Raw genomic sequence first — 24846 nt, 5'->3', positions numbered from 1 at the left:
GAGGTGAATATGATGTCTCTTCCGATCGCTTTTTTCGGCGGTATGTTGACGCTGCTGAGTCCGTGTACTTTACCGGTGATCCCACTCATCTTTGCTAACCTTCGCGGTAAACGCAGCCATCTGCTGCTCCTGCTTGGCGGGATGGTGCTGATGTTTACCGGGATGTCGCTACTGGTGACGCTGGCCAGCAGCGGCATCGTCAGTCTGACCCTGGCCGGGCGCTGGCTGGCGCTGATTTTTCTGGCGCTGGTGGGGCTGAGCCTGCTCTCGCAACGCGTCGCCCAACGGCTTGCTTCACCGCTGGTGGCGCTGGGCAACCGTATCAACGATCGCAGCTATCGCCATGCCGGCGGATTCTCGGCGCTGCTGGCGGGGCTGGCCATCGGGCTGCTGTGGGCGCCCTGCGCCGGGCCGGTACTGGGGGCAATCCTTAGCTTTGCGTTTCTTAACGGCCAGTCGGTGACCACGGGCCTGCTGCTGGCCGCCTACGGCAGCGGTTGCGCCCTGATGCTGGCGCTGCTGTGGTGGTTGGGCTCAAAGCTGGTGGCGCGTCTGCATCGCGGGCTGGCCTTTAGCCAGCGGCTGCGTCAGCTGGCGGGAGGGGCGATCCTCGCCTCGGTGACATTGATTGCCAGCGGAGCGGACCGCTACCTGCAAGGCGCAAATGGTCTGACGCAGTCGCTGGAGCAACGTCTGAGCGCCAGCTTGCCGCAGCGGGCGCAGACAACGGTACTACAACCGGTTGTCGCGCCACAACCAACCAGCGATATACCCGCGCTGCTCGGCGGTAGCGCATGGATCAACAGCCAGCCGCTGCGCCCGGCCGACCTGCAGGGGAAGGTGGTTCTGATCGATTTCTGGACCCGGGATTGTATTAACTGCCAGCACACCTTGCCGTATGTACGCGCGTGGGCGAACAAATATCGCGCCGCCGGGCTGCTGGTCGTGGGGGTGCATACGCCGGAATACCCGTGGGAACGCTCGTTGCCGGCGCTGCGTGACGCGGTGGCAAAATGGCAGCTGCCGTATCCGATCGTCGCGGACAACGGTTACGCTATCTGGAACGCCTTTGGCAACCAGTATTGGCCGGCACATTATCTGTTTGATGCCAGGGGGAAGCTGCGCTACACCGCTTTTGGCGAAGGGGACTACGCGCAGCAGGAGAAAATGATCCAGCAGCTGTTACAAGAGGCGAAAGCCTGAGTGGGGTAATAGTCCCGCTGGCGTTGCGCTGAAGCGGCCAGTGGCAGACGTTGACAGGTTATCAGTGGCCCGCTCATCACTCAAATCGTGACGGTGTCACTTATACCTGCTCCGCAGACAGAAATAAAAAAGCCGATAAGCTAAGTTATCGGCTTTTACCAACAAGTTTCATGGCGAGGATTGTTGAGCGGGGCGGTAGTCAACCACCGTCCCGCTCAAGGATATTACTTCGCCAGCAATTCCTGCGCGGTGCGTTCCACCAGATTCAGCAGCACCTTCACGTCTTCAAGTGTCACGATCGGGTTCAGCAGCGTCAGCTTCAGGCAGGTCATGCCGTTGTGCTCGGTCACGCCGACGTTTGCACGACCGGAGTCGAGCAGCGCATCCCCAACGCGTTGGTTGAGCAGGGCGATAGCGGCATCATCGCTGCCGGCCATCTGCGCCGGACGAGAGCGGAACAGCACGCTCGCCAGCTGCGGCTGCATGACCAGTTCCAGCGTCGGCTGAGATTTAACGTATTCCGCCACCTTTTTCGCCATGGTCACGCCGTGATCGATGATCGCCGCGTACTGTTTCTGGCCCAGCGCTTCCAGCCCCATCCACAGCTTCAGCGCATCGAAGCGACGGGTGGTCTGCAGCGATTTGGAGACCAGATTCGGCACGCCGTGTTCTTCATCGAACTCGGAGTTCAGATAGGCCGCCTGGTAGCGCATCAGCTCGTAGTGGCGTGCGTCTTTTAACAGGAACGCGCCGCAGCTGATGGTCTGGAAGAACTGCTTGTGGAAGTCCAGGGTAATGGAGTCCACGCACTCAATGCCGTCCAGATAGTCGCGGTACTGCTCGGAGAGCAGCAGTGCACCGCCCCATGCCGCATCCACGTGCAGCCAGATCTGATGTTCTGCCGCCACGCCGGCGATAGCACGCAGCGGGTCGATAGCGCCTGCGTCGGTTGTGCCGGCGGTGGCGACGATCGCCATGATCTGCTCGCCGTTAGCCTGCGCTTCGGCGATTTTCGCTTTCAGGTCAGCGACGTCCATCCGCGCGAATTCGTCGGTTTTCACCAGCGTCACGGCGCGGTAGCCGAGGCCCATCAGCGCCATGTTCTTCTGCACCGAGAAGTGGGCATTTTCAGAGCACAGCACTTTATACTGACGCACGTCACCCGGCAGACCGTCCTGCTGGATAGAGTGCCCCTGACGAGCGAAGAAGGCGTCGCGCGCCAGCATCAGCCCCATCAGGTTGCTTTGGGTGCCGCCGCTGGTGAAGACGCCGGCGTCGCCGGCCGGGTAACCGACCTGAGCACGCAGCCATTCGATCAGCTTCATCTCAATGATGGTCGCCGACGGGCTTTGGTCCCAGGAGTCCATGCTCTGGTTGGTCGCGTTAATCAGTACTTCCGCCGCCTGGCTAACGACCAGGCTCGGACAGTGCAGATGCGCCACGCACTGCGGGTGATGTACCGACAGGCTGTCTTTCAGGAAGTACTCGATCGCACGTTCAATCGCCGCCTGGTTACCCAGACCCTGCTCGGTGAACTCAAGGGTAATGCGCTCACGCAGTTCGGCGACGCTTTTACCTTGATACATCTCAGGCTGCTGCAACCATTGCGCGACGGCCTGGCTGGTCTGGGCGATCGCCTGCTGATAAGCCTCAATACTTTGCGGCGAACCAGCAAGAATCGGATTCAATTTGGACATTGCGGTCACTCGCTCCACTCAGACCGGTTTGACACCGGCGGCCAGCATGGCCTGTTCAAATTTGTCGAGGAAAATTTCCAGCTCGGCGTTGCTGATCAGCAGCGACGGCAGCAGACGCAGTACGCAGCCGCCACGGCCACCGCGCTCGAGGATCAGGCCCGCTTCGAAACATTTCTTCTGCAGCAGGGCGGACAGCGCGCCGTCAGCCGGGTAGCAGCCCATATGATCCTGCTCGCCATTCGGGTTCACGATCTCAATACCGATCATCAGACCCAGACCGCGAATGTGACCCATGACCGGGAAACGCTTCTGCATATCGGCCAGTTTGCCTTTCAGCCATTCGCCCTGCGCGGCCACTTTGCCGGCAATGTCGTTGTCTTTCAGGTGACGCAGGGTGGTCAGCCCGGTGGCCATCGCCAGCTGGTTGCCACGGAAGGTGCCGGTATGGTGGCCCGGTTCCCAGGCGTCAAACTGCTTCTTGATACCCAGAACGGCCAGCGGCAGACCGCCGCCGACGGCTTTCGACATCACGATGATGTCCGGCTCAATGCCGGCGTGTTCGAAGGCAAACAGCTTACCGGTACGGGCAAAGCCAGCCTGAACTTCGTCGATGATCAGCAGAATGCCGTGTTCCTGAGTCACTTTGCGGATGCGCTGCAGCCACTCAACCGGAGCCGGGTTCACGCCGCCTTCGCCCTGAACGGCTTCGAGAATGACCGCCGCCGGTTTACGCACGCCGCTTTCCACGTCGTTGATCAGGTTTTCGAAGTAGTAGGTCAGCGCTTTCACGCCCGCTTCGCCACCGATACCCAGCGGGCAGCGGTACTGATGCGGATACGGCATAAACTGCACTTCTGGCATCATGCCGTTGACGGCTTCTTTCGGTGACAGGTTGCCGGTTACCGACAGCGCGCCGTGGGTCATACCGTGGTAGCCGCCGGAGAAGCTAATCACCGAAGAACGACCGGTGTATTTTTTCGCCAGCTTCAGGGCCGCTTCTACGGCGTCAGCGCCGGACGGGCCGGTGAACTGCAGGCAGTATTCTTTACCTTCTCCCGGCAGTAATGAGAGCAGGTATTCGGAGAAGCGATCTTTTAACGGGGTAGTCAGATCGAGCGTATGTAACGGCAAGCCGCTGGTAATGACACTTTGGATGCTTTGCAGCACATCAGGGTGGTTGTGACCAAGAGCGAGGGTACCAGCACCGGCAAGGCAATCCAGGTACTGTTTGTTATCCGCATCGGTTAACCACACGCCTTCCGCTTTTGCGATAGCCAGCGGCAGCTTGCGCGGGTAACTCCTGACGTTCGATTCGAATTCAGCCTGACGGGCCAAAAAGGTTTCGTTGTTAGCGTCCAATAAATCTGCACTTAAAGTATCAATACGGACTTTATCCGTCATCATATCACTCCCACAACCAGCGTTACGGTTGAACACTGGTTGAATAATTGGTTTTAGAAAATGAATCGCCATTCATAAAGCGCGCACAATATATGGCTTTTTAAATCGTCATTCAATGTTTTATTTATTGAGGTATTTTTACGTTATTTTTACACAACGAAAACCAATGGTAATGCTTTGATTTATATGATTTATTTAAAGTGTTATAAAACCATTAAAAGTGTAATTCTTAGTGAGGGAAAGCGCCGGGTTTTATTACCGCTTCGCTAAAGTAGCTGACGGAAATTCTTCCGTCAGCCGTATGGTTACTCAATCCAGTTCGACCGCATAATGAGTTAAAGGTGTGATTTTTTTAACCAACTTGTTGTTATATAAAAACTGTTCATAAGCTTCGTAGCGGGCCTTATCCAGCGCCGCGGGATGGTCGGCAAACAGGGGGGCCGTCTGCTGCCAGGCCTGCTGGTTCAGCTCGGTATTTAGCTCCGGATGAGCGGCGGCAAAAGCCTGCCAGGTTTCCTGCGGATGCGCGCGCAGATAGGCCACTCCCTCCTGCAGCGCGACGAGGAACTTTTTGATTTTGGCCGCATGAATTTCATCGCGGTTGGCGACAATCACCAGCTCGTCGTAGGCCGGAACGCCGAAATCTTCGACATTCATCACCTGCGGATCTTTACCCTGCAGCTTGAGCTCCAGCGCTTCAATATTACGATAGCCGCCAATCACCGCATCAACCTGGCCGGCCAGCAGGGCGCTGGTCAACTGGAAATTGACGTTAATCAGCTTGATGCTTTGCGGATCGATATGGTCATGTTGCGCCATAGTCGCCAGCGTAGCCTGCTCGATACCGCTAACCGAATAGCCGACTTTTTTCCCTTTCAGATCCGCGGGGGTTTTGATGCGCTTATCCAGAGCGATGATCGTGTTCAACGGCGAGTTAATCAACGTACCGACCCGCACCAGCGGCAGCCCCTCATCGGCGAAAAAGTGCACCTGCGGCTGATAGGTGATAGCCAGATCCGCCTGGCCGGCGGCCACCAGACGCGGCGGCAGGGCCGGGTCAGACGGCGGGACAATCTTCACGTCCAGGCCCTGCGCTTTAAAGGCGCCAATCTGTTCCGCCACCATAATCGGCGCATGGTCCGGGTTAATATACCAGTCCAGCACCAGGGTCAGCTTCTCGTTGGCCATCGCCTGTCCGCTGATAAGCGCGGTTAATGTGATGGCGGTGAAAACGGGTTTATGCATGATTATTCCTTATTCCGGTGTCCAGTTGATCAGCCGGTGTAATAGAGCATCCACTGCCAGCCATAGCAGAATGGTCAGCAGCACTAAAATAAACAGCGCCGCAAAGCAGACATCGGTTTGCATGCGCGCATTAGCATTGAGCATCACATAGCCCAGTCCTTCGGCAGAACCGACCCATTCGCCGATGATCGCGCCGATTGGCGCTACGGCCGCGGCCATGCGCAGGCCGGAACCCAGCGCCGGCAGGGCGGCCATCAGGCGAACATGTCGCAGCTGCGCCCCTGACGAGGCGCCCATCGTACGCGCCAGATCGAGGTAGTCGTGATTGACCCGCCGCAGGCCGTCAAAAAATGCCGACGTCACGGGGAAGAAAATCACCAGAACCGCCATCATCACTTTGGCGCTCATCCCGAAGCCAAACCACAGCACCAGCAGCGGGGCGAGGGCGAAAACCGGAATCGCCTGACTGGTCAGCACCAGCGGCATCAGCCAGCGCTGTAGGCGCGGCGAGATCATCATGCACAGGGCCAACACCACGCCGAGCAGTACCCCGAGAGTCAGGCCGCTGAGGATCTCGCTCAAAGTAACCAGCGTGTGCCAGCTCAGCCAGCTGCGGTTGTTCCACAGGGCGGCGGCCACCGCCGATGGCGACGGCAGCAGGAACGCCGGAATGCCGCTGTTACTGAGCAGCCACCAAAACACCAGCAGGCCGCAGAACACCACGCCGCCGCGGAAAAGTTTCCCTCTCATCCGTTGGCCCTCATCAACTGTTGCAGTAGCGCGGCTTGTCCCCTCAGCAGCGCCGGATCGTCCGGCGCCCGCGGCGGTTTCCCCGTCAGATGATGGGAGTCATCAATGCCGCCGGGCGGCGGCGAGAGCACCAGCAGGCGATGGCTGAGCCGGCAGGCTTCCATCGGATCGTGGGTAATCAACACCACCGTACGCTGAGTCAGCAGTTCCGCTGCCAGCGTCTGGATACGCGTGCGGGTAAGGGTGTCCAGCGCCGAAAAAGGCTCATCCATTAACACGATCGGCCGATCTTCATACAGCGTGCGCGCCAGCGCCGCCCGCTGACGCATGCCGCCGGAGAGCGACGCCGGACGATCGTCGGCGCAGTGGCTGAGTCCCACCTGCTCTAATAACCTCGCAACCCGCTGCCGATCGACGCGCTCTCCGCGCAGGCGGGCGCCAAGCGCTACATTGTCGCGCACGCTTAGCCACGGATAGAGCAGGTCCTTTTGCCCCATCCAGGCCAGACGAGGGGCCAGCGGGCGACCGTCGCTGGCCTGAACCTGACCGTGAGTGGGGGCAGCCAGTCCGGCGATAATTCGCAGCAGGCTGGTTTTGCCGGCACCGCTGGCGCCCAGCAGCGAAATCCACTGTCCAGCGGGAATATCAAACGACAACTTGTCAAAAATGACCCGTGAGCCGAAGCGCAGACTTAATTCCCGCACCGCGATAGTCGGAGCCGTCACTGAGCGACCGCCGCGGCATTCAGTCCCATCTGCCAGAAGTTGGCTTCCAGACGGGTGGCGGTGGTGAAGATGGCACCCAGCTCTGCGATGCGCGATTCGGCGCCGCGCTGCTGCCAGACACGCTCCAGCAGGCCGATAGCCGCCGTGACACCGTCGAGATAGCCCGCATCGCCGTAGTTACGGATCCAGGAGGCATAGGGGTTGTCGGTGAGCCGGGTGGCCGGATTGTGGAGCAGTCCGAGGCCGATTTCCGCATAGCCAGCCACGCAGGGCATCAGCGCCACCAGCAGATCGAGCGCATCGCCGGAATGACCGATATCCAGCACGTAGCGGGTGTAGTTTACCGTCTCCGGCGCTTCGCTTTCGGCGGCCATTGTCGCTTCGTCCAGCCCCCAGCCCGCGCAATAGCCGACGTGCAGCGGCAGTTCGCCAAGAATCGCGTTCATTGAGGCGGCCGCGGCGCGCATCTCCGGGAGCGTGCGCAGTTTGCTGACCAGCAGGGCATAGCTACGGGCAAAGTGGATCAGGAACAGGTAGTCCTGAGTCAGATAGCGTCGGAAGGCGCGTTCGGGCAAGGTACCGTCGGCAAGCTGGCGGAGAAAAGGATGGGCAACGTACTGTTCCCAGTCGCCTCCCGCCTGCTGGCGCAGACGACCATAAATACCCTGGGTAAAGATCGGCAGAATCACAGGACCTCCTGATTACGGGGGAGATCCGGGTGTGCGGAAGTATGAACAGGCAATGGCGGTAAACTGGCAAAATTGCCGACCCGTCCCTTCGCTGGCATGACCCAGATCAGGTTCAAAGGGTTCGGCTTACGCCATCTCAGCCCTCACGGGACACCCCTCGGTTGCGCCATGTTATACGGCATTCACTTTTTGATTACAATCCCGGCCGCGGGCGAATTGGTATCTGAATATGTGACACCGTCACTTACCATGATGGCTAAAAACTCAGCGCCAGCATATTTTCGCCGTAGACCATTGGCTTTCTATGCGTTTTTAACTGGCTAATTTGTCCAGAATTAAAAAAAACCGCCGGCCGAAAATTGGTAGTTCATGGCACCATAGGATATATTTTCATTACCATGAAACCCATTATTCTTCAGCCACATGGGCATTCAGAACCCATCACGGCGCCGGAGAGTGCATGAAGTTTTCGCTACCGACCTTATTGCTGGCGCTCATCGTGCCGCTTTCCCTTCCCGCCGTTGGCGCCGATCTGTTCGATCCCGAAGATGGCATGCTGGATATGAGCCGCTATCTCCAGGATAACCAGTACGGGTTTCTTCCGGTGCCTATGGTGATAACCGAGCCGGCGGTGGGCTACGGCGGGGGGCTGTTTGGTCTCTTTTTGCACGGTAAAGGGACGCGGGATGGCGATCATTTTATTCCGCCGCCGATCACCGCTTTTGGCGGCGGTGGAACGCAGAACGGGACCTGGTTTATCGGCGGCGGCCACCGGCATACCTGGAATAATGACCGTATCCGCTATCTGCTGCTGCTGGGCTACGCCAATATTAAACTGGATATCTATTCCGACGGATTGACCAGTTTTAACAAAAATACCGCTATCCATTCGCAGACCCGCGGCTATGGAGGTCTGCAAAAACTGCTGTTTCGCGTAGGCGACACGCCGGTATTTGTCGGGGCCTCTCAGGTGTATGCGAAAACCGACGTTTCCGCCGATAACCCGGTCGTTAATCGGGTATGGCAGCAGGTGCTGGGTCAGGAGAGTGCATCATCGGCGCTGGGCGTGGTGGCGGAATATGACACTACGGATAATTTTTTCTATCCTGAGAAGGGGTTATCGGTACAAAGCGAATATCGATTTTTCCGTTCATTGTTAGGTGGCGACTATCATTACGATCAGTTCTCTGTCGATGGGAAATACTATATCCCGCTCAGTCGCACGCTGACGCTCGCCGTGGCTGGCAACTATCAGTCGTTGACCCACCATGATAAGCGCCTGACGCCAATGGCACGCCCTTATATCGAATTACGCGGGATTTCTCGTTACCGCTATCAGGGGGATTATGTCAGTACGGCGCAGACCCAGCTTGCCTGGGAATTTCAGCCGCGCTGGATCCTGCAAGGGTTCGTCGGTATCGGCAGCGCCGCTGACGAGGCCCATTCATTGTGGGAGCAAACCGAAGTGGCGTGGGGGACAGGGTTTCGCTACCTGATAGCGCGCCAGTATGGATTACATACGGGGATTGATATTGCCTTCAGCGAACATGAACAGGCGCTTTATTTTAATGTAGGTTCCGGACTTTAAGGTCAGATGAGAAAAAAATGAGATGGACTAAAACCGTACTTACGTTGTTGTTAACGTCGGGCACCGCCTGGGGGGCCAGCACGACCGACAGTTCCGGCAGCAGCAACGACAGCTATTTTCCGATTTGGGGTGATGAGGCAAGGGCGCGTGGATACTCCATTCCGCTGCCTTTCGGGGTCAATTTAAGCTATATGAACATTCGCCAGGATATCCTGGTCGACAGTATCTCTTTTTCCGGACTGAAGCTCGGGAACCACCCGATACCGAGCGATATGTTCGCTATCGATGCCGGACACACGCGACAAAAGAGCAAGACCGAGAACCTGCGTCTGGATATGTGGGTGTTTCCTTTCTTAAATATCTACGGCATCGCCGGACATACCAGCGGATCGTCGTTATCAAAAGTCTCCGTTGACGCCGATCCCTCAAAATATACCGGGATCGACCGGATTATTGCCGGATCCGTGCATCGGCTCCATGAAAACGGACAGCTGCAGGATATTGATTTTGCGCTCGATTTTAAAGGCACCACCTGGGGAACCGGGTTTACCCTCGCCGGCGGCTATGGCAACTGGTTCGGCCTGATCGATACCAACTATACCCGGACCGACTTCGATATTCTTGACGGTAAAATCTCGGCCACCACCGTGTCGCCGCGCATTGGCTATCGCTTTAATTTGCAAGGTATCGCCGGCCCGTCAAACTTAAGTATCTGGGTGGGCAGTATGTACCAGAACGTACAGCAGGAGTTCAAAGGCAATCTCTCCGATCTGCATATGCCGCCGGAACTCCAGCCGCTTATTGCTGCGGTTAATAAAGACGATCAGGGCAAGTTTGACGTGAAGCAGCGGCTCTCTTCTCCGTGGAACATGCTGGTGGGCGCGCAATATGAAATTACGCAGAACTTTAACGTCTTAACCGAGTTTGGTTTTAACGAACGTAATAGCTTCTTTGTTGCCGGAGAATACCGTTTTTAACCTCGCAAAATGCCGCCTGCGAGCGTCCGTTTTATGTCCTGGAGACGATGTTAATGCGTAATGGCTTGTTATTTTTGCTGGCGGCCGCGTTCTCGGTGTGCGCGAAGGATCCGGTATTACCGGTCGTTCCCACTCCCCGGGTCAAACCGGTGGTCAGCCAGCTGGCGCCGCCGGAATCGCTGCGTCCGTGCTGTGCTTTTGGCTATGATCTGCATGTCAGAGCGATTGGGGTGCCGATCCCGGTCTATCAAATTGGTAATGTCCTGACGCTCGATACGTTGGGTAAGCATCGTTACAACGACAGCGCGCTGGGGGCGGTAAAAAATCTTGTCGGGCTGAGTGAAGAGGAAAACGGGCTGATCTATACCCGTCGCGGCGGGTTTATCGATATCGCCCACGTGCGCGATACGGCGGATAACACTTTTTATCTCTTCTCCCGCATTTACCCGAATCTTGGACAGGCGGGGCGCATTTTCTACAGCGAGGAGCTGGGCGTCAGACGGATCCAGCTCAATGCTTTTATGCCGCCGGCTTCCCTGTCCCGACGCTATGAGATTGCCGCCTGGCTCGCAGGCCGTCTGGCCTATGAACTTGCGCAATGGCATGAAATTGCGCAGTGGAATGGTTTCCAGTCAGTTCCCGGTTTTTCGGAGGAAATCTCCGCCTTTTCCCCGGAAGATCTCTATTCGAATCTGCTGGGCGCGCGGCTGGCCATCAGCGTCATTTTGCACGGCCATGCCGGTTCGGTTGACGACTATAACCGGGCGATGGACGTCGCGCTGAAAAAGGTGTTGGTGAAGCTGATGGTGGCTCCGCGTAGTGAAACGGAAAGTATGTTTCGCAAGCTGGATGGCGACTGGTGGAACAGCCAGCGTCGGGTTCCGGATAAATTTCTGGTGCTCAAACGCAATTACGATATGAGCGACGATCGGCTTCCGACGCCGGTCCCGTTCGAGAGGACGACGCCCTGGCGGTTAACTCTGCCGCAGACGGTGGACGGCTTTTCGCTCGCAGAACTTGGTCAGTTGCAAATTCATCCGGGGCAGGACATGCAGATGCTGCCGGTGCCGGAGACCTTCTATACCCCCGGGCAGTTCCAGGGACTGGCCGATCGCGCCGAACGGGCGGATCAAACCCAGCTTGAGCGTATCGAGAAATAACTCAGGAACGGCGAGCGCCGGGGAGAATGCCCGGCTGCTGTCAGCGGCAGCGCCGTTTTGCTTTCCCGGTACACTTTCCATAATCAAAAAGGAACTATACTTCCGGCGTCTCCATCTCGTGTCTGAACTTTCGACGTCATTTCATTAGCTTATTAGCCTACGCCGTTGGGCCATATTGGCGATGAGCGCGTCGTTCAGAAGCGTGGTGCCTGTTCGCTGGAGGGCTGCATGTTATTAAAAGAGTTAATGATTTTTGATTTATTAAGCACCCCTGTTTGGGTGGTTCATCCTTTTAAAGAAGCAGTCGTCTATTGTAATCAGGCTTCCAGAACCCTCAGCGGAGCGATGTCGCTGGATGAAATGCGCAAAGGTACGCTCTCCAGCTGCCCGGAACGCAGCCTGCAGAATTATCTGTACTACTTCAAAAATATTGCTGAAGTATTCGAAGTGTGGACGATTCAAACCCCGGAAGGTCTGAGTCCGGTTTATTGTAAAACCACCCTGATTAAATCCGCAGAATATGACACATTAATTCTTTTTGAAGCGGCAAAGATCCTGCAGCAAAATGACTCGTTTAAGGCGCTCCCCGCGCACCCTTACAAACGGCGCAGCAATAGTTTCTTTTCGCGATTCTTTATGACCAGTTCTGCCCCGATGCTGTTGATTGACCCTGAACAGGACGGGCGAATTATTGATGCTAATATCGCCGCGCTGCGGTTTTATAACTATACGGCCGATGAGATGCGCACTCGCCATACCTGGCAAATCAATACTCTGGGAAGGGACGTGCTTCCCGTGATGCGCAGCGTGGCAAGCTTACCCGGCGGCCACAAGCCGCTTAATTTTACCCATATTCTGTCCGATGGTTCTCTCCGCTACGTTCAGACCTATGCCGGACCGGTGGTGCTGAACCATATACGGTTGATGCTGTGTATTGTTCATGACATTACTGAAGAAGTGCATCTGAAGGAAGAACTTGAATTTGCCGCCACTCACGATCCTTTAACCGGATTACTTAACCGACGCGAGTTTTATCGTATTGTTGATTCTTCATTATTTCATTCAGGCGGTTTTTGCCTGCTGCTGGTCGATGTCGATAATTTTAAAGCGATTAATGATAGCTACGGACACCAAAAAGGCGATGAGGTGCTGCTGGCGATTTCCCGAATTCTTGAATCCGCTGCCAAAATTCAGGACAAGATCTATCGCTGGGGAGGGGAAGAATTTTTATTATTTCTCCCCGGCGCGTCAATCGCACCGGCGCTGGCGATGGCAGAAGCGATTCGCCACGCGGTCAGCTGTTATCATCTCCCCGAGCATGCCGGTACGGTGACGGTCAGTATCGGCGTCGCGGAACATCAAGAGGGTGAAGAGATCGATCAGCTGTTTAATCGCGTCGATAAAGCGCTGTATGCCGCGAAGAAAGAAGGGCGAAACCAGGTAAAACTTCATCTGGTCGAAAAATATTAAACACCTGGAGTACGAACGTATGCAATCCCCGGAACCTTCTCCCCCGGATAATCCGTGCGCTGAGGAGATCATCGATCTGTATGAGCGCCATGCCCGACGCTGGGCGGAACTGCGTTCAACCCACTTGTTTGAACAACCCTGGCTGGATACGTTTCTTGCGCGGGTGAGACCCGACGGTCATATTCTCGATATTGGCTGCGGTAACGGCACGCCTGTCGCCGCCTACTTTATCCGCCGGGGATATCGGGTGACCGGCATCGACGCCTCCCCGACGATGATTGCCCGCTGCCGCCGGGACTTTGCGCAACAACGGTGGATGGTGGCAGATATGCGCACCCTGGCGCTGGGGCAGCAGTTTGACGCGCTGCTGGCGTGGGACAGCTTCTTCCATCTGACCCGTGACGCCCAGCGCGCGATGTTTGCCCGCTTTGCGGCCCATGCCCGTCCGCACGCGCCGCTGATGTTCACCAGCGGGACCCACGATGGGGAAGCTATCGGGCGGTTTGAGGGGGACGAGCTCTATCATGCCAGCCTGGCGCCGGAAGCGTATCGCCGGCTGCTGGAAACCCACGGTTTTGAATTACTGAAGCATGTTGTCAACGACCCATGCTGCGGCGGGCGCACGGTCTGGCTGGCGGTAAAAAACGCCTGAATCTGTGCCTTGCAACGATCGGCTGAGCGCGCGGACGACCAGGGGCCGGCAGAAAATACGTCAATCCGCGCGTTGGCTCGCCAGGAGGGATGCAAAACTATCGCTATACTGAATTATCATACCGATCCGCTATTTTTCGTCAGGTCAGTATTTCATTGTCAGCCCAGGCTTTCGGGTAACCCTTTGATCTCCGGGTGAGGTTTCAAATAAGAAATGATGGTTTCTTTGCCACGTGCCTGCACTCTGTCTGCTGCCCTGTTGCTGGTCAGTCCGGCCTGTCTGGCTCTTGACGGTAGCCATTTAAAACAGCGCGCCGATGCCGTGCTGATGCTGATGAGCTACACCGTCGTCCCCGACGTCACCGCCAGCGACCTCAATATCGGCTCCGGCACCAATGAGAAAAATCAGCTGTCGATTACCCAGTTCGGCGGCGGGGCGACCTTGAGTAAACGTTATCCGATCTATTTAGAGGGAACGCTGGGCTACAGCCGCTACGATCCGCAGTTTGTCCTGAGCAACGGCGATGACAGCCGCACTATTCCGGCGAAGTGGAACAGCCTGACCGGGACCGGCGGCATCGGCTGGGACTTTAATCTGTATACCGATAAGTGGGGCGGTACGCTGGTCCTGCGGCCCATTTTTAACTTTATGCTGGGGACCATGGCCAGCGACGTGCGGATCGGCAGCCGGTTGATTGAGCATAAGCGGGATGCGGACTTTAAATTTCTTGACGGTGGACGGCTTAATGCATACGGGCTCGGTGGTTCGCTGATGCTGGATTACGAACTGTTCTCCAAAGAGCAGGATATCGATGTTGAACTGCGCTATTCCGGCATGAGCCTGCAAACCTTTGGCAGCACGCCGGAAGCCGTCAGCGGACAGTCCAGCGCCGAAAACCTGGGGCTGTATCTGCGTCGCCGGGCGCCCATTTCCGACTGGACGCTGTTGAAAAGCCCAGTGCGCTACGTGCTGGAAGGCGCGCATACCGAGTATCTGGGCGATCAGCGCGGGCAGCTTGGGTTTAACGGTCTTAGTTCGCTGGGAGTTGGGCTGGAGCTCGACAGCAGCCAGTATCCCGTGTTCATCAGCCGCACGCGTCTCGTCGCCCGCTATATGTTCGGGGATAATACACGGGGCTACGGCGTCGGTTTAGCAATGAGTTTTTAGTCGCGTTTGTTCTGACTGCGCATCGAACTGTGCAACTTGCCGCTTTTTTTTTATTTTTTTAGCAATATTCCCGCCGCTCATTCGTCTACCTCAGCACAAGGTTACTTTTCACTACGTTAATGAGGTCACACTGATGAGAGATTTTGGAATGCACGGCTATGCGCGCGATCGCCGGTTCGGTCATCATCGAATGGCTAAACCGCTGATTATCGGCGTGGTGCTGATCGCGATTCTTGGGCTGCTGGTGATGTCGCTGTGGAATGCGCTGCTGCCGGCCATTCTTGGCGTCAAGAGTATCGGTTTCTGGCAGGCGTTAGGTATTCTGGCACTGTCGCGCATTCTGTTTGGCGGTCTGGGCTTTCGCCCCGGCATGTTCGGGATGCGTCGCCGGATGCACGAACGCTGGATGAAGATGAGCCCGGAACAGCGCGAAGAGTTTATTCAGCGCTTCCACCATCGCGCTTCTCGCGACCCGCGCGGGCATTGCGGCTGGCACGAACGCCGGGAGGAGAAAACCCCGCCGCAGAACGACGCGGTCAAAACGACGCCAGACGAGTGAGTCAGATGAAAACAGGGCCAGGCGGGGAGTCGCTGTTGCTATCGGCAATCAACGCCTGCCGCTCACGGCTGAGCGCGTTTATCCGCGGTCGGACGCCGGTGCGCGATGATGCCGATGATATCCTGCAGGAAGTCACCTGTCAGCTGATGACCGTGGAACAGCCGGTGGAGAACGTGGCGGCCTGGCTGTTTCGTGCGGCACGTAACGAGATGACCGACCGGGCGCGTAAAAAGCGTGAGCTGCCCTTGGCGGGCTATGTGAGCCCGGACGACACTCTGCCGGAGGATGAGCTCTCAGAGACGCTGTTTGGCGTACCGCAAACGCCGGACGAGGAGTATCTGAAAGCGCTGCTCTGGGAGGCGCTGAATCAGGCGCTGTCCGAACTGCCGACCGCCCAGCGCGAAGTCTTTGAGAAGACCGAACTGCAAGGCTACAGCTACAAGGAGCTGGCTGAAGAGTGCGGGGCCAGCGAGCAGGCGCTGCTCTCGCGCAAACATAAAGCCGTTCTCTATCTTCGTTCGCGTCTGCGGACCTTCTACGATGAGCTGGTCGACGGCTAAGCCCGCCGTCCGGTTCCGCGCTTTCCTCTCATGCAGCTCGTCTGACTAAGCCCAAAGCACCCCAAAATATCCCCATAAGGGGATATTTTTATGTTTATCCCTTAGTAGGGATAAATGGCGGAGAGCGGCGAGCAATCCGGTTGACATTATCCCTGACAGGGTATAAACAGTGTTTTATCCGCAGAAGAGGATAAGGAGACCCGATGAGCCCTTCACCAACGATATACAGCCCGGTTCAGCTGGCAAACTATCTCAAGCTGGTGCGCCAGAAAAACCAGTGGACGCAGAGCGAGCTGGCTCAGCGTATGGGGATTAAACAGGCCACCGTCTCTAACTTTGAAAATCATCCCGAGAAAACGACGTTAACCACGGTGTTTAAAATTTTACAGTCACTGGAACTGTCGATGGCGATTTGCGAAAAAAATGCGCCGGATACCGACGATAACCGTGATAACCCGCGGGATCTGGAGTGGTAATGGCGACTCTCGTGACATGGATGAACAATGAGCGGGTCGGCGAGCTAATCAAGCAGGCGAACGGCGCACATCTCTTTCGCTATGAAGAGGCGTGGATGCGCAATCCTCGCGCCAGACCGCTCTCACTGTCGCTTCCGCTGCAGTACGGTAACATCACCGACGAGGCGGTATTTAACTACTTTGACAATCTGCTGCCGGACAGTCCGCGGGTACGGGACCGCATTGTTAAGCGCTATCAGGCGCGTTCAAAGCAGCCGTTTGATCTGCTGGCCGAGATCGGACGGGACAGCGTCGGGGCGGTAACGTTACTCCCGCCAGGAGAAAATGCGCCCCGCGGTGCGTTGAGCTGGGAGCCGCTGGATAACCACGCTCTGGATGCGTTACTGACGGCCTACCAGTCGGATATACCGCTCGGAATGGTCAACGAACACGATGATTTCAGGATCTCGGTGGCCGGGGCCCAGGAGAAAACCGCGCTGCTGAAAATCGGTGAGCAGTGGTGTATCCCGACGGGTACCACACCGACCACCCACATCATTAAACTGCCTATCGGCGAGATCAAACAGCCGGATGCGGTGCTGGATCTCAGCGAAAGCGTCGATAACGAATATTTGTGTCTGGCGCTGGCCCGGGCGCTGGGTTTTGCCGTTCCGCCCGCCAGCATTATCCAGACAGCCAGTATCAGGGCGCTGGCGGTGGAGCGTTTCGACCGTCGCTGGGCGCAGGAGAAAACGGTGCTGCTGCGTTTGCCGCAGGAAGATCTGTGTCAGGCCTTCGGCATTCCGTCATCGATTAAGTATGAGTCCGACGGCGGGCCGGGCATTCGGGCAATTATGGCTTTTCTGGTTGGCTCCAGCGAGGCACTCGAGGATCGCTATAACTTTATGAAGTTTATGGTGTTCCAGTGGCTGATTGGCGCAACCGATGGCCACGCCAAAAACTTCTCGATATTCCTCCAGCCGGGCGGCAGCTACCGCTTAACCCCGTTCTACGACATTATCTCCGCGTTTCCGCTGCTTGGCGGAAAGGGACTGCACCTGAGCGATCTCAAGCTGTCGATGAGTCTGAAGGCCAGTAAAGGACGTAAAACGGAGATCCAGACGCTCTATCCGCGTCACTTTCTCGCCACGGCTAAAGAGGTAGGGTTTGCCCAACAGCAGATGCTGGAGATTCTGCGCTATTTTGTCGATAACGTTCCCCGCGCGGTTGAGGCGGTAAAGGGGACTTTACCGCCTGACTTTTCACAACCGGTATATGAGGCGATCACCGATCGCTTACTGTGGGTCCATTCACGCTTGCAGAACGCAATGGCGGCGTCTCCGTCGGGCTGAGCGAGGGCCCGACGCGACTTCCCCAGCGGCTTTTCAGGTAGTTCACCGCCTGCCGGGTCTGCGGCTGGTTGAGATAGTTCTCGCGAAACAGGATCGTCCCCTGGATTTGCGGCATCGATTCGTTCAAATCCAGCTGTTTCTTCAGCTCCGGAACGCCGCCGTTGACCATCCAGTCGGGCTCATTTTTCGACGGCTCGCCAATTTTATACAGCGCCACGCCGATATACAGCCGGGTACCGGTCGGTTTCACCACGTCGGCCCACCATTTAGCAAGCACATCATAGCGGGCCGCATCACGGGCAAAGGGCCAGTACAGCTGAGGGGCGATGTAGTCAAGGAGCCCCTGCTGAACCCAGCTGCGGGTATCGGCGTAAGACTCATCATAGGCGGCCGCGCCGCGGGTGTCGGATCCTGCCGGATCGTGTGACCGGTTACGCCAGACGCCCGCAGGACTGACGCCGAACTCAACATCGGGATTAAGCTGCTTGATGGTGCGTGACACCTGGGCAATCAGCTGCTGGGTATTGTGTCGCCGCCAGTCCGCCTTTGAGGCATATCCTTGCCCATATTTCCGGTAGGTCTGGGTGTCGTTCAGCGCGGAACCCGGCGATTCGGTGTAGAAGTAATCGTCAAACTGCACGCCGTCAACCGGGTAGTGTTCCACCACTTCGGCAACGATGCTGGTTATCCAGTCGCGGACTTCCGGAATCCCCGGGTCGAGGACAAAGCGGTCGCCGGCGGTACGGATCCAGTCGCGATGCAGCACGAAGACGCTGGAGGGGATCTGCGACAGGGTTCCGTTGAGTTCGCTGACGGTTTTTGGCCGGGTGTTCACAGAGACGCGATAGGGGTTAAACCAGGCATGGACCCGCATACCGCGTTTGTGGGCTTCATCGAGCATAAACTGGAGCGGATCGTAGCCCGGATCCTGGCCGATGTGGCCGGTCAGCATATCGGACCACGGCAAAATTTTTGACGGCCACAGCGCGGTGCCATCCGGCTTGACCTGGAAGAAGACGGTATTGATGCCGAGGCTTTGCAGTTTATCCAGTTTATCGGTCAACGCTTTCTGCTGCTGACGGATCCGAACCGCAGGGTCGCCAGTCGTCACCGAGTCGACAGGCGGCCAGTCAAGGCGAGATACCGTTGTCAGCCAGACGCCGCGTACCGGTTCATGGGTTTTGGGTAAATGGGGCTGTTTCAGCGCCGGAGGAAGCGGAGTCACCAGAGAGGCGGGCGGTTTACCGGAACAGCTCACCAACAACAGCGCGGCGGCCACGGCCGCGGCGGACAGGGTGACTTTAGCGAAAACAGGGACGCTACGAGAGCAGAAAATCATATTCGTCATCGTTATAGGCCGTTGCGTGAAGATGCATTCTCCTACGATTCGGATTCAAGTCAATCAGTGTGTGTATTCTCCCCGCGTCTGACCTGTTGTTATGTGGGCTGGGCGGGCGCGGCGGTGAACGACGCCGCAACAGCGTCGGGTCGTTATCGCCGCCTTTTGCCGTCAGATGAGGTCAGCCGGCACGATGGAAATCATAAGAGTGGGCTATGCGTCCATAGCGCGGAATCCCTGTTAACGCGCCGCTTCTCGCGCGTCTTGTTATATTGTTCACAATACCGCAACAAAATTATTCACTCTCATGATCATTTTCGCACTTTTGCACCAGGGCAGTGCGCAACGAGTGAAAAGAGCAACTATGTTTAGCTCGCTGGTCGATATGGACGCCGCAGTTCCCGACTCGCCACGTGATGGCAACAGACCTCCTGACTCGTACTGAAATGCACGTCAGCCGGAGGCGGTAACGTTGTTATCACGCGTTATTGCCATCCATCACTAAGCGATCTGACGCGCCATTTCTCCCTGGCGGGATTTTTGCTTCTTCCACCCCGGCCGTGACGGCACATTGTCAGCCTTCGGCAAACCAAACAGTAATTGATATTTTCCGCGCCGTAACAGGGCGCAAGGCTATAAATCGCTGAGGAATATCGAATGTCTCTGAAACTTAAAAAGTTGACTCTTCATTTTGCGATTGCGGGTTGTATGAGCGTGGCATTTTACGCACAGGCGGATGTGAAGATTGGTGTTGCCGGACCGTTTACCGGGCCGAATGCGACTTATGGCGCCCAGTACTGGAAAGGGGCCTCGCAGGCGGCGGCGGATATTAATGCGGCGGGAGGAATCAAAGGCGAAAAAATTGTGCTGGTTCAGGGGGACGATGCCTGCGAACCCAAACAGGCTGTCGCGGTGGCGAACCGTCTGGTCGATGAGTCCGGTGTCTCTGCCGTGGTGGGGCATTTCTGTTCGTCATCCACCATGCCGGCCTCCGAAGTCTATGATGAGGCCGGTATTCTGACGATCACCCCGGGCTCGACGAACCCGCAAATCACCGAACGCGGTATGAAAGATATGTTCCGCATGTGCGGTCGTGACGACCAGCAGGGGGCTATTGCGGCGAACTATATGCTGGATGTGCTGAAGGCGAAAAAAATCGCCGTGATCCACGATAAAGATACCTATGGCCAGGGGCTGGCGGATGCCACCCGCGCCGCGCTGGCGAAACGCGGGACGAAAGAGGTGCTGTACGAGGGGCTGTCCCGGGGCGAGAAGGACTTCAACGCGCTGGTGACCAAAATTGGTGCGCTGAAGCCTGATGTGGTCTATTTCGGCGGCTGCCATCCGGAAGCCGGCCCGCTGGTTCGTCAGATGAGAGAACAGGGGGTACAGGCGAAATTCTTCTCCGGCGATTGTATTGTGACGGAAGAGCTGGTGACCGCTGCCGGCGGCCCGCAGTTCACTGACGGCGTGCTGATGACCTTCGGTCAGGATCCGCGCACCATTGCGGAAGGGAAAGCCGTGATTGAAAAATTCCGCGCCAGCGGTTTCGAACCGGAAGGCTATACCCTGTATGCCTACGCGTCTATCCAGGCGATCGCCGCAGCCTATAATGCCGTTGGAGCCGATAACACCAAAGCCAGCGAATGGCTGAAAAACCACAGCGTCGATACCGTGATGGGCAAAAAAGCCTGGGATGGCAAGGGCGATCTGAAGGTATCCGATTACGTGGTTTATAAGTGGGATGATAAAGGCAAATATCACCAGCTTTAACCGCCAGAACTTTCCGCCCCTTCGCAAGGGGCTATTCGCGAAAAGGCAGCGGCGGTGCGCCAGGCTGTTCGCTGCCCGTTTACCGGCAGGATGGTGTCTATGGAAGCGTTCTTTCTACAACAATTGATCAATGGGCTGACGCTGGGCGCCGTATATGGATTAATCGCCATCGGCTATACCATGGTGTACGGCATCATCGGCATGATTAACTTCGCGCACGGCGAGGTGTACATGATTTCGGCCTATCTGTGCGCTATCGGGCTGGCGCTGCTCTCCGGTTTTGGGATTCACTCTTTTCCTTTGCTGATCTTCGGCACGCTGGTCTTCACCATTGTGGTGACCGGCGTCTACGGCTGGACTATCGAACGTATCGCCTACCGGCCGTTGCGCAACTCCACCCGCCTGGCGCCGCTGATTTCGGCTATCGGTATGTCGCTTATCCTGCAGAACTACGTACAAATCAGCCAGGGCCCCAATCAACAGGGGATCCCGACGCTGCTCTCCGGCGTCCTGCGTTTTGAGGTTGGCGACGGCATCGTGCAAATCACCTGGACCAAAATATTTATCCTTGTCGCCGCGCTGGTGGGCATGATCGTCCTGACCTGGATCATTCAGCATACCCGGCTCGGGCGCATCTGCCGGGCGACGCAGCAGGATCGGCGAATGGCCGCAATCCTTGGAATTAATACCGATCGGGTGATCTCGCTGGTTTTCGTCATTGGCGCGGCGATGGCCGGTCTGGCTGGCGTGCTGGTGACCATGAACTATGGCACCTTTGATTTCTATATCGGTTTTATCATCGGCATCAAGGCTTTTACTGCCGCCGTGCTGGGGGGGATCGGCTCGCTACCCGGCGCGATGCTCGGCGGTTTACTGCTGGGGGTGGCCGAAGCGCAGTTCGCCGGGCTGGTGAACTCGGATTACAAAGATGTTTTTTCCTTCGCGCTGCTGGTGGCGATCCTTATTTTCCGCCCGCAAGGGCTGTTGGGTCGCCCGATGGTTGCTAAGGTTTAAGGGGTCAAACATGGCTGAAGTGTCCCGTAAGCCAGGGCTGGATATCAGGCGCTGCCTGATCGACAGCATCCTGGCCGGATTGTGCGCGCTGATTGTATTTGGCCCGATCGTGGGCATTGTGCTTAAAGGTTACAGTTACAATCTGTCAACCCAGCGGGTGTTGATACTGGTTGGCATCGTGATGATTGGGCGACTGCTGCTCAGTCTGCTGCTGCAAAGTCGCAGCGGTCGCCAGTTTCTCGCCCGTTTTGAAGGAACGAATGATGGCGTATACGTGAGACCCGCCGGTTATCGTTCGCGGCTGCGCTGGGTGATTCCGCTGCTGGCGCTCCTCGCAATCCTGTTCCCGATCGTCGCCACGAAATATCTGCTGACGGTCGCCATTCTCGGGCTGATTTATGTCCTGCTGGGACTGGGGCTGAATATTGTGGTCGGTCTGGCGGGCCTGCTCGATCTGGGCTATGTGGCCTTTTATGCTATTGGTGCCTACGGGCTGGCGTTGGGTTATCAGTATCTGGGGCTGGGATTCTGGGCAATGCTGCCGGCCGGTGCCATTATGGCGGCGCTGGCCGGTGCGCTGCTGGGATTTCCGGTGCTGCGAATGCATGGCGATTATCTGGCGATTGTCACCCTCGGGTTTGGCGAAATTATCCGCCTGGTGCTGAATAACTGGGTCAGTTTTACCGGCGGACCGAATGGGGTTTCCGTCCCGGCGCCGACGCTGTTCGGCCTCGAGTTTGGCCGGCGGGCCAAAGACGGCGGGGTGCCCATCCACGAGTTTCTGCACATCAGCTATAACCCCAACCTCAAATTTATCTTTATCTACGCCGTGCTTTGTCTGGTGGTCCTGCTGGTGCTGTTTATTAAGCACCGGCTGACGCGAATGCCTATCGGGCGCGCGTGGGAGGCGCTGCGTGAAGATGAGATAGCCTGCAGGGCTATGGGGCTCAACCATGTGCTGGTGAAGCTCTCGGCGTTTATGCTGGGAGCCTCCACGGCAGGAATTGCCGGGGTCTTTTTTGCCACCTATCAAGGGTTTGTTAACCCGACCTCGTTTACCTTTTTTGAGTCGGCGTTGATTCTGGCCATCGTGGTGTTGGGCGGAATGGGCTCGACGCTGGGCGTGGTGCTGGCCGCGTTTGTCCTGACGGTGGCCCCGGAACTGCTCAGGGGGTTCGACGAATATCGGGTGCTGCTGTTTGGTGTATTAATGGTGCTGATGATGATCTGGCGGCCGCGTGGGCTGGTGCGTACCAGTCGTACGGGGGTAGCGGTACGGAAGGGAGTGGCGCCATGAATGACACTATTTTGCAGGTTGAGCATCTGATGATGCATTTTGGCGGCATTAAAGCGCTCAATGATGTCAATCTTGAGGTCAAAAGAGGGTCAATTACCGCGCTGATTGGCCCTAATGGCGCGGGGAAAACCACGGTATTTAACTGTCTGACCGGGTTTTATCGTGCAACCGGCGGGGCGATCAGGCTAGATGCCCGTTCGCGGATCACCGACGTGATTCAGGTTCTGGGGCAGAAGCTTCATCCGACGGATTTTCTTCATCCAGCCGCGCTGGGATCGCGGCTGTATTACAAAATGTTCGGTGGGACGCATCTGGTTAACCGGGCGGGGCTGGCACGAACCTTTCAGAATATCCGGCTGTTTCGTGAGATGTCGGTAATTGAAAATCTGCTGGTGGCCCAGCACATGCAGGTAAACCGTAATTTACTCGCCGGGATCTTAAATACCCGCGGGTATCGAAATGCCGAAAACCGGGCGCTGGATCGGGCCTTTTACTGGCTGGAGGTGGTCGGGATGGCGGATTGCGCTAACCTGCTGGCGGGAACGCTCTCCTACGGGCAGCAGCGGCGGCTGGAGATTGCTCGCGCGATGTGTACCGGGCCAGAGATGATCTGTCTGGATGAGCCGGCGGCGGGGCTGAATCCCGTGGAGACTCAGGCGCTGAGCAAGATTATCCGCTTCCTGCGCCAGTATCACGGCGTGACGGTACTCTTGATTGAACACGATATGGGAATGGTGATGGAGATTTCCGATCAGGTGATCGTGCTCGATCATGGCGACGTGATCGCCCGCGGCGAACCGAAGGAGATTCAGTCGAATACCAGCGTGATCGCGGCCTATCTCGGAACGGATGAAGAGGAGCTTGCCGAATGAGCCAACCGTTGCTTGAATTTCGTCAGGTTGATGTGTTCTATGGTCAAATCCAGGCGTTGAAACAGGTCTCCTTAACGGTTAATGAAGGGGAGACGGTGGCGCTAATCGGCGCCAACGGCGCCGGGAAGTCCACGCTGTTAATGTCCATTTTTGGCCAGCCACGCATCGCTGCAGGAGAAATTCGCTATCGCGGCGAGGATATCAGCCGACGATCTACCCATTTTATTGCCAGTAACGGTATTGCCCAGGCGCCGGAAGGGCGGCGAATTTTTGCCGATATGACGGTGGAGGAAAACCTGCTGATGGGGACAATTCCCGTCGGCAGCCGCTATCAGAATGAGGACAAAGCGCGAATGTATCAGCTTTTTCCGCGTCTTGAAGAGCGACGGGCGCAACGCGCCATGACGTTATCGGGGGGCGAACAGCAGATGCTGGCCATTGCCCGGGCATTGATGAGCCGGCCAAAACTGTTACTGCTGGATGAGCCCAGCCTTGGACTGGCGCCGCTGGTGGTCAAACAGATCTTCCAGATCCTGCGGGAGCTGACGCAGCAGGGCATGACGCTGTTTCTGGTGGAACAAAATGCGCATCATGCGCTGAAGTTGTCCGATCGCGCCTACGTCATGGTGAATGGTCAGATTCAATTAACCGGAACGGGCAGGGAATTGTTGAATAACCCGGAGGTGAGAAATGCCTATCTCGGCGTCACCTGATAAGTGACAGTGTCACCATTTAAACATAAAAAAGCAGCGATATCCTGTCCGCCGGCGATTTCCCGCCGGCGTTTGTTTTTCTCGCCAGGGCAAGCCACTGATTTCTGCAGGATAAAGACGATAAACGTGCTGGCCTTTGTTCCGCGGATACGGGCATACTGAATGAACTTTACCCGGTTAGCACGCTA

Annotated in this window: 23 protein-coding genes and 1 riboswitch; of the genes, 16 read left to right on the top strand and 7 right to left on the bottom strand. The window is 56.9% G+C overall.

Going from position 1 to position 24846, the window contains the following annotated elements; all coding sequences use genetic code 11:
- The first annotated feature begins 12 nt into the window (after nucleotides 1-12).
- Entirely contained in the window at nucleotides 13-1203 is a 1191-nt protein-coding gene (locus OQV00_RS13195) for a cytochrome c biogenesis protein/redoxin (protein WP_032717442.1), read from the top strand.
- 224 nt (nucleotides 1204-1427) lie between these two features.
- Here OQV00_RS13195 and OQV00_RS13190 read toward each other — a convergent pair whose 3' ends face one another.
- The 6 genes from OQV00_RS13190 to OQV00_RS13165 all read right to left on the bottom strand — a co-directional run bounded on the left by OQV00_RS13190 (nucleotide 1428) and on the right by OQV00_RS13165 (nucleotide 7710).
- Nucleotides 1428-2909: a pyridoxal phosphate-dependent decarboxylase family protein gene (locus OQV00_RS13190; RefSeq protein ID WP_160873090.1), complete on the bottom strand. Its 1482-nt coding sequence runs from the start codon at nucleotides 2907-2909 to the stop codon at nucleotides 1428-1430.
- Nucleotides 2910-2918: 9 nt separating this feature from the next.
- A complete protein-coding gene (locus OQV00_RS13185; RefSeq protein ID WP_015584344.1) occupies nucleotides 2919-4304 on the bottom strand; it encodes a diaminobutyrate--2-oxoglutarate transaminase in 1386 nt (461 codons plus the stop codon).
- 306 nt (nucleotides 4305-4610) lie between these two features.
- On the bottom strand, nucleotides 4611-5546 hold the full coding sequence (locus OQV00_RS13180; RefSeq protein ID WP_004861888.1) for an ABC transporter substrate-binding protein: 936 nt from the start codon (nucleotides 5544-5546) through the stop codon (nucleotides 4611-4613).
- Between the two features lie 9 nt (nucleotides 5547-5555).
- Entirely contained in the window at nucleotides 5556-6296 is a 741-nt protein-coding gene (locus tag OQV00_RS13175) for an ABC transporter permease (protein WP_004861892.1), read from the bottom strand.
- Nucleotides 6293-7021: an ABC transporter ATP-binding protein gene (locus OQV00_RS13170; RefSeq protein ID WP_044346646.1), complete on the bottom strand. Its 729-nt coding sequence runs from the start codon at nucleotides 7019-7021 to the stop codon at nucleotides 6293-6295. The genes OQV00_RS13175 and OQV00_RS13170 overlap by 4 nt, the downstream gene beginning before the upstream one ends.
- On the bottom strand, nucleotides 7018-7710 hold the full coding sequence (locus OQV00_RS13165; protein WP_004861896.1) for a TenA family protein: 693 nt from the start codon (nucleotides 7708-7710) through the stop codon (nucleotides 7018-7020). The genes OQV00_RS13170 and OQV00_RS13165 overlap by 4 nt, the downstream gene beginning before the upstream one ends.
- Nucleotides 7711-7776: 66 nt before the next feature.
- Nucleotides 7777-7878: riboswitch (TPP riboswitch) on the bottom strand.
- Nucleotides 7879-8170: 292 nt separating this feature from the next.
- Here OQV00_RS13165 and OQV00_RS13160 point away from each other — a divergent pair.
- The 10 genes from OQV00_RS13160 (at nucleotide 8171) to OQV00_RS13115 (ending at nucleotide 17650) form a co-directional block, all read left to right on the top strand.
- Nucleotides 8171-9298, top strand: a complete 1128-nt coding sequence (locus OQV00_RS13160; protein WP_097357847.1) for a BamA/TamA family outer membrane protein — start codon at nucleotides 8171-8173, stop codon at nucleotides 9296-9298.
- 17 nt (nucleotides 9299-9315) lie between these two features.
- Nucleotides 9316-10275, top strand: a complete 960-nt coding sequence (locus OQV00_RS13155; RefSeq protein ID WP_015584341.1) for a porin family protein — start codon at nucleotides 9316-9318, stop codon at nucleotides 10273-10275.
- Between the two features lie 53 nt (nucleotides 10276-10328).
- Nucleotides 10329-11435, top strand: a complete 1107-nt coding sequence (locus OQV00_RS13150; protein WP_004861907.1) for a DUF4056 domain-containing protein — start codon at nucleotides 10329-10331, stop codon at nucleotides 11433-11435.
- Nucleotides 11436-11663: 228 nt separating this feature from the next.
- A complete protein-coding gene (locus OQV00_RS13145; protein WP_004861912.1) occupies nucleotides 11664-12905 on the top strand; it encodes a GGDEF domain-containing protein in 1242 nt (413 codons plus the stop codon).
- A 19-nt stretch (nucleotides 12906-12924) separates the two neighbouring features.
- Nucleotides 12925-13557, top strand: coding sequence for a class I SAM-dependent DNA methyltransferase (locus tag OQV00_RS13140; RefSeq protein WP_266280585.1), 633 nt, complete (start codon nucleotides 12925-12927; stop codon nucleotides 13555-13557).
- Between the two features lie 213 nt (nucleotides 13558-13770).
- On the top strand, nucleotides 13771-14724 hold the full coding sequence (locus OQV00_RS13135) for a hypothetical protein (RefSeq protein ID WP_004861921.1): 954 nt from the start codon (nucleotides 13771-13773) through the stop codon (nucleotides 14722-14724).
- Between the two features lie 133 nt (nucleotides 14725-14857).
- Nucleotides 14858-15283 (top strand): hypothetical protein, encoded by a 426-nt coding sequence (locus OQV00_RS13130; protein ID WP_032724724.1) that lies wholly within the window; start codon nucleotides 14858-14860, stop codon nucleotides 15281-15283.
- Nucleotides 15284-15288: 5 nt separating this feature from the next.
- On the top strand, nucleotides 15289-15843 hold the full coding sequence (locus OQV00_RS13125; RefSeq protein ID WP_266280582.1) for an RNA polymerase sigma factor: 555 nt from the start codon (nucleotides 15289-15291) through the stop codon (nucleotides 15841-15843).
- A gap of 203 nt (nucleotides 15844-16046) precedes the next feature.
- The gene (gene hipB, locus OQV00_RS13120) at nucleotides 16047-16319 is read left to right on the top strand and encodes a type II toxin-antitoxin system antitoxin HipB (RefSeq protein WP_032717448.1); all 273 of its coding nucleotides are present in this window, start codon (nucleotides 16047-16049) and stop codon (nucleotides 16317-16319) included.
- Nucleotides 16319-17650 carry a type II toxin-antitoxin system HipA family toxin gene (locus OQV00_RS13115; RefSeq protein ID WP_015584335.1) on the top strand — a complete coding sequence of 444 codons (1332 nt, stop codon included), beginning with the start codon at nucleotides 16319-16321 and terminating at the stop codon, nucleotides 17648-17650. Before hipB ends, OQV00_RS13115 begins: the two co-directional genes overlap by 1 nt.
- Here the strand turns inward: OQV00_RS13115 and OQV00_RS13110 are convergent.
- Nucleotides 17583-18989 carry a glycoside hydrolase family 10-like protein gene (locus OQV00_RS13110; RefSeq protein WP_015584334.1) on the bottom strand — a complete coding sequence of 469 codons (1407 nt, stop codon included), beginning with the start codon at nucleotides 18987-18989 and terminating at the stop codon, nucleotides 17583-17585. The genes OQV00_RS13115 and OQV00_RS13110 overlap by 68 nt on opposite strands.
- A 714-nt stretch (nucleotides 18990-19703) precedes the next feature.
- Between OQV00_RS13110 and OQV00_RS13105 the strand changes: the two genes are divergently transcribed.
- From OQV00_RS13105 to OQV00_RS13085, 5 genes are all read left to right on the top strand, one after another.
- Entirely contained in the window at nucleotides 19704-20762 is a 1059-nt protein-coding gene (locus tag OQV00_RS13105) for a branched-chain amino acid ABC transporter substrate-binding protein (protein ID WP_162180097.1), read from the top strand.
- 99 nt (nucleotides 20763-20861) lie between these two features.
- On the top strand, nucleotides 20862-21776 hold the full coding sequence (locus tag OQV00_RS13100; RefSeq protein ID WP_015584333.1) for an ABC transporter permease subunit: 915 nt from the start codon (nucleotides 20862-20864) through the stop codon (nucleotides 21774-21776).
- A 10-nt stretch (nucleotides 21777-21786) separates the two neighbouring features.
- A complete protein-coding gene (livM, locus tag OQV00_RS13095) occupies nucleotides 21787-23073 on the top strand; it encodes a high-affinity branched-chain amino acid ABC transporter permease LivM (protein WP_015584332.1) in 1287 nt (428 codons plus the stop codon).
- Nucleotides 23070-23945: an ABC transporter ATP-binding protein gene (locus OQV00_RS13090; RefSeq protein ID WP_032717450.1), complete on the top strand. Its 876-nt coding sequence runs from the start codon at nucleotides 23070-23072 to the stop codon at nucleotides 23943-23945. Before livM ends, OQV00_RS13090 begins: the two co-directional genes overlap by 4 nt.
- Nucleotides 23942-24658, top strand: coding sequence for an ABC transporter ATP-binding protein (locus tag OQV00_RS13085; RefSeq protein WP_004861956.1), 717 nt, complete (start codon nucleotides 23942-23944; stop codon nucleotides 24656-24658). Before OQV00_RS13090 ends, OQV00_RS13085 begins: the two co-directional genes overlap by 4 nt.
- Nucleotides 24659-24846: the final 188 nt, after the last annotated feature.

It is taken from the genome of Klebsiella sp. DY2415 (genome assembly GCF_026314315.1).
Lineage (GTDB): Bacteria > Pseudomonadota > Gammaproteobacteria > Enterobacterales > Enterobacteriaceae > Klebsiella > Klebsiella ornithinolytica.
The sequence above is the reverse complement of the archived record's forward strand: the minus strand, read 5'-3'. Positions and strand labels throughout refer to the sequence as shown.